This is a genomic window from Cognaticolwellia aestuarii (assembly GCF_002000025.1).
Lineage (GTDB): Bacteria > Pseudomonadota > Gammaproteobacteria > Enterobacterales > Alteromonadaceae > Cognaticolwellia > Cognaticolwellia aestuarii.
Genome location: NZ_MUZV01000024.1, coordinates 1 through 5125, shown reverse-complemented (window position 1 = coordinate 5125; position 5125 = coordinate 1). Strand labels below are relative to the sequence as shown.

General features: G+C 40.2%; 4 protein-coding genes, 2 tRNA genes and 1 pseudogene. 2 read left to right on the top strand and 5 right to left on the bottom strand.

The window, feature by feature from the left end:
• Together B0169_RS19010 and B0169_RS19005 are read right to left on the bottom strand one after the other, a co-directional pair.
• On the bottom strand, positions 1-908 hold a 908-nt coding region (locus B0169_RS19010; protein WP_077288481.1), incomplete at its 3' end, for a transposase.
• A 237-nt stretch (positions 909-1145) separates the two neighbouring features.
• On the bottom strand, positions 1146-1922 hold the full coding sequence (locus tag B0169_RS19005) for a hypothetical protein (RefSeq protein ID WP_077288480.1): 777 nt from the start codon (positions 1920-1922) through the stop codon (positions 1146-1148).
• Positions 1923-2029: 107 nt separating this feature from the next.
• On the opposite strand from B0169_RS19005, the gene B0169_RS19000 reads away from it, so the two are divergent.
• Positions 2030-3055 carry an IS110 family RNA-guided transposase gene (locus B0169_RS19000; protein ID WP_077288479.1) on the top strand — a complete coding sequence of 342 codons (1026 nt, stop codon included), beginning with the start codon at positions 2030-2032 and terminating at the stop codon, positions 3053-3055.
• A 373-nt stretch (positions 3056-3428) separates the two neighbouring features.
• Here the strand turns inward: B0169_RS19000 and B0169_RS18995 are convergent, their stop codons facing one another.
• Positions 3429-3632, bottom strand: coding sequence for a PspC domain-containing protein (locus B0169_RS18995; RefSeq protein ID WP_077288478.1), 204 nt, complete (start codon positions 3630-3632; stop codon positions 3429-3431).
• Positions 3633-3874: 242 nt separating this feature from the next.
• Between B0169_RS18995 and B0169_RS18990 the strand changes: the two are divergent.
• Positions 3875-4845: pseudogene (locus B0169_RS18990) on the top strand (integron integrase).
• A 78-nt stretch (positions 4846-4923) separates the two neighbouring features.
• On the opposite strand, the gene B0169_RS18985 reads toward B0169_RS18990, so the two are convergent.
• Together B0169_RS18985 and B0169_RS18980 are read right to left on the bottom strand one after the other, a co-directional pair.
• A tRNA-Asp gene (locus tag B0169_RS18985) sits at positions 4924-5000 on the bottom strand.
• A 43-nt stretch (positions 5001-5043) separates the two neighbouring features.
• A tRNA-Asp gene (locus B0169_RS18980) sits at positions 5044-5120 on the bottom strand.
• Positions 5121-5125 lie beyond the last annotated feature (5 nt).

The following is a 5125-nucleotide window of genomic DNA, read 5'->3' as shown; positions in this document are numbered from 1 at the left end:
GTTCTAAATTCGGTGGTAATAATGAACCAGTGCGCTGCTGATATATTTAAGCGTTTTAGTATCTCTGGTTGGCTTTGCTCGATAAAGCCATGTTTGTCTTCCCGGATACTACGCCCAGTAATATCCATAAGTTGCAGGTAATCTGTTAGGTCAAACGGTAGGCCTTGGGGCATATCTTCTCTTGGGTTACCAACAAAAGGCAATAGTGTGTGGGGTTGGTTGCTGATATTGTCTGTTTTATTGGCTTTGTGATGGGTTTTCTCACTGGCTTTTGCTTGCTCACAGCGCAGTTTAACGCTGGTGTGGTTTGATGTTTCGGGTGTATCTGCAATATTGGCGCGAACAGGGTTTAAATTAACATAGGCCATACAAGCCACTAGCGCTGTTTCATCTAACAAAGCTTGGGATTTAAATCGCCCTTCCCAAAACCGGCCTTTGCAATCATCTTCTTGGTTGGCCTGACGGGCAACTTTTTCATTGATTTCACGCATAAACCAACTGACGTCAATGAGGCGTTGGCGATATATTTCAGCCGTTGCGTTAACCATATCCACTAGTGGCGTAGCAAGGTTGTCACCATTGAGGTATTGCTGGGTTAATAGCGTACCTTTGTGCAACCGATGCCAGCGCTCAAGTACCTCATTCATGCTCCATTGCTTGGCTTTGTCTTCATCAACAAATAACACCACATGATAATGATTGCTCATCACCGCATAAGCACACATTTCAACAGCAAAAACCGTGGTGAGGAAGTGCAGTTTTTCTTCTATCCAACCTCGCCGATGTTCAAAGCTTTGCCCTGAGTGCTTATCTTCACCGCATAAAAAGGCACGCCTGACACAGCGTGTCATACAGTGATAATAAGGGGTATCCGCTAAACTAATTTGTTGCTTTCTGGGGGTAGTCATCACGCACCTGACATAAATAAGAAAGGGTCATCTGAGCTTAGTACACAGACTAGGTTAGTTCAATTTAGGATGGGTGTCCTTTATATTGGGGAATTAAATCATCCAGATTCAAGCGCAACTCCTAAAGTATGTATAACGCTTTGCTAAGGGGCAATTGACTGTTGGCTAAACTTGCGCGAAGCGCCAAGCCAACTGTTAATTGTCCCAGTGAGTTTACGAACGAACTTGAGCAACTTGTTATGAGCCATTTTTATACACACCATAATAAGTAACACCTGCCTGTACAAGCCCTACAATAATTAATGCAAAAGTTAGCCACTTTGTAGCGCTTGACTGAGCTAAATTATCTCTGTGTCTTTTTTGATCTTCTTCATATTCAGATATTGTCACCAGAGCTTTAGGTGACAGTTTAAAGCCGTATTGAACCGAAGTTAACTCTCCACTCTCGGCAAGTGATTTTAGAAGTAAATCGTTGTACGCAAGTTGTCGAGATTTGTCAGGATGAAACACCCACTTTTGTGTATATAAAAGACCAGATAAAGAAACTGAACTTACAGTAAAATTCCTATTCTCAATTGTTTCTTCAAGAATTAATTTGAGCGTCTCTATCCTTTCAGAGCGCACCAACTCCTTACGATTAAATAAAAATTGTTGAACTTTACCAAGAATAATTTTTAATTTATCCCAAGGTAATATGCCTTCAAAAAAATACTGTACAATTGAAGAGTAACGCAAGTCGTATGTGCCGTAAAAGTGCGTTATATCTAACTCATAGTCAGTGAGCCAAGTCCAAGGAATTGATAGTTCTCCATAATCTTTTTTATTAAGCCAATATTTACCAGTAACTCCTTTCGAATCAATTTCATTACAGAAAATAGTCCAAGATTCGTCTTTAGCTCGAATATAGACAACATTGCAATCAACGCTCTTAGCTTTATCTCCAGATCTAGGAATCCTATCTGGAGCAGGTTTCTTGAGAAGTGATTTAATTATCCATCTTTTGAAGAAATTCACGAGGCTATCCCTAATGGCTCATAACGAATGATATGGACTCCCCTACTAATCGGCATCTATGTGCCATATTGAAAGGTGTTAAATACATTCAATAAAGGAGAGTCCATATGTCCTTAATTAAAGTCGTTGGCATCGATTTAGCCAAACTTGTTTTTAGTATTCATGGTGTTGACCAACATGGCAAGTGTAAATTAAGAAAAACTATCAAAAGAAACAAACTGTTAGCAGAAATAGCAAAGCTACCAAAGTGCATTATTGCCATGGAAGCATGCTCGGGAGCACATTACTGGGCAAGGGAATTCAAGAAACTTGGCCATGATGTTCGCATCATAGCATCTAAATTTGTTATTCCTTATCGTCAAAACGAAAAGAATGACGCCAATGACACCGAAGCTATTTGTGAAGCAGCCACCAGACCAAAGACACGTTTTGTCAGTATCAAAAGCGAAGAGCAACAAGCCGTATTATGTTTGCATCGTATTCGCCAAGGCGCTATCAAAGATAGAACCGCACGGATAAACCGTTTGCGAGGCCTACTCGCCGAATTTGGCATTATCATGCCTAAAGGCCGTTATCCTGCACAAAAAGCCATTGTAGGTATTTTGGAAGATGCTGAAAACAATTTACCCTTCCTTGCTCGTGAATTACTCAATGATTTATGGCAAAGCATTAAAGCCTTGAATGAAGAAGTACTCAAATATGATAGAAAACTATACGCGCTAGCGAATAAAATGAAAGACGCTAAACGCTTAATGAGTATTCCGGGTATTGGTGAAATCACAGCAACCGCTGTCGTTGCTACCGTCAATGATGCAAAACATTTTGACAGTAGTCGTTCCTTTGCCGCATGGATAGGCTTAGTACCAAGGCAGTACTCAACTGGCGGGGTTGCTCGCTTAGGCAGAATTAGCAAGCGAGGCGAGAAACATATTCGTACCTCACTCATTCATGGTGCAAGAGCCGTTATTGCTAACTGTAAAAATAAAACTGACCGCACTAGCCTTTGGGTAAAAGATCTTGTACAGCGACGAGGTTTTAAACGAGCAACGGTCGCATTAGCGGCTAAAAACGCCCGACTAATTTGGGCACTGTTACACTCAGAAAAAGAATATCAGGTAGATTATGTAAAATAATTTCATATGAAGTAAGAGGTTAAACCAAACGGTTAACCCCACCGAGTCTGTGCATTAGCAATTGACGATAACACGGTCAGACCGAGAGCAAGAAAGCCTGTTTAATCGGGAAGAGTTTCTCTAAAGAGAAGACTCTGTTTAACGAATGAGGCATTGCTCAAGCGCAAATCATCAGGGCGATAGCGTAACAAAACTAATAAACGCCGAATGTAGAGCTGCTGTCAGATCTTCTTGTTGTAAGAGATGCTATTGCTTGACAAAGGGGAGTCCATGTAGCCCAATTAACAGGCTAAAAATAGTGGGCTAAACTTGAGCGGAGCGAAAAAGTGACCGCTGTTTTTAGTCCTTGTTTAATTACTTGTTAGCAGTACATTTATGCAATACTAGGTTTGTTAGGTAAAATAACCCAAAGAGCTAAATACAAAAAAACTGTGACTCCGTAAAACAAACTGCCAATAACAAAGCATGCCTGAATTCCGCCTTTATTTAACCCGTAATGATTTGCTAATCCAGAGCAAACACCACCTGCAATAAAAGTTTTACCGCGTGTGAGTTGGTTAGTCCCTGTAGATTTCATATGTACTCCTTGTAATGCTAACAATTTAATAGGAGGCAACTTGCCTCTTTTCCTACCAGAGAGTTTCCACCTTATTTATTTTACATATTAATAACAAATCCTTGCAGCTAATACCACCTCTTAGCTACAGTTAAATACAATGTTTTTGTTTTTAGACGTAATGAGGCAACATACCTCATTTCTTGACTTGGGTGGAAATGCCGCAATACTGTATATAAAAACAGTGTAGTAAGGAAGTTAAAATGAAGACAAAATCACCTTTTCTAAATAGTGTTGTCGAGTACATGTATAGTCGCCATTATGCGAAAAAATCTATCGAGACTTACATTGGTTGGATAGCAGCTTATATACACTTTCACAAAAAGCGTCACCCTGCCTCTATGGGCAATAGTGAAGTTGAGCTATTTTTAAATGATTTAGTCGTCACTAAAAATGTTGCAGCTCGAACACAGGCTACTGCACTTAATTCTCTCGCTTTTTTGTACAAACATATTATACAAAACGAATTAACCTTGGAGTTGAATTTTATTAAAAGCAGCCGTCATCAAAAACTACCTATCGTGTTAACACAGTCTGAAATATCTAGGCTTATGCAACATTTAAGTAAGCGTAATCTTTTGGTTGTTAGTTTATTGTATGGTAGCGGGTTACGCCTCATGGAAGCAGTGAAATTACGGGTTCAAGATATTGATTTTGAATATAAATGTCTTCGTATTTGGCATGGTAAAGGCAACAAGCACCGCATAGTAACCTTAGCACAAGAGTTAATTCCTGCCTTGAGAAATCAAATTTGTCAGGTGGATGAGTACTTACAAATAGATTGAGCAAATAAACTGTACGCTGGAGTATGGATGCCTCACCTGTTAAGTAAAAAGTATCCTCATGCCAACAAGTCACTGCAATGGCAGTTTATATTTCCCTCCCACAAGCTTAGCGTAGATCCAGAAACAGGAGAAATTCGAAGGCATCACTTTGATCACTCCAGCATCAGAAAGGCCGTAAAATCAGCAAGCGTTAAGTCTAAGATCAATAAGCTAGTAACGCCTCACACTTTTCGTCATTCATTTGCTACACACTTATTACAAAGTGGCGCCGATATTCGGACAGTGCAAGCACAATTAGGTCATAGTGACGTTAAAACAACTCAAATTTATACACATGTATTACAACAGGAGCTAACGGTGTTACTAGTCCATTAAGTCATTTACAATGACGTAACTGAATGATCAAGTAATGAGACGTTTTTGGAATTTGATGAATTGGAATTAGAATTGAAAAAATTTAAATAAATTGGCGGAGTGGACGGGACTCGAACCCGCGACCCCCGGCGTGACAGGCCGGTATTCTAACCAACTGAACTACCACTCCGCGTATTTATTTTGAGTTTAAGGACTCGTTCCTTTGAAACAATTGGCGGAGTGGACGGGACTCGAACCCGCGACCCCCGGCGTGACAGGCCGGTATTCTAACCAACTGAACTACCACTCCACACA

What these genes read in the sequence shown, in the direction of transcription:
- B0169_RS18995 (WP_077288478.1), bottom strand. Translation starts at nt 3,632, where the DNA reads ATGAAATCTACAGGGACTAACCAACTCACACGCGGTAAAACTTTTATT.
- B0169_RS19000 (WP_077288479.1), top strand. Translation starts at nt 2,030, where the DNA reads ATGTCCTTAATTAAAGTCGTTGGCATCGATTTAGCCAAACTTGTTTTT.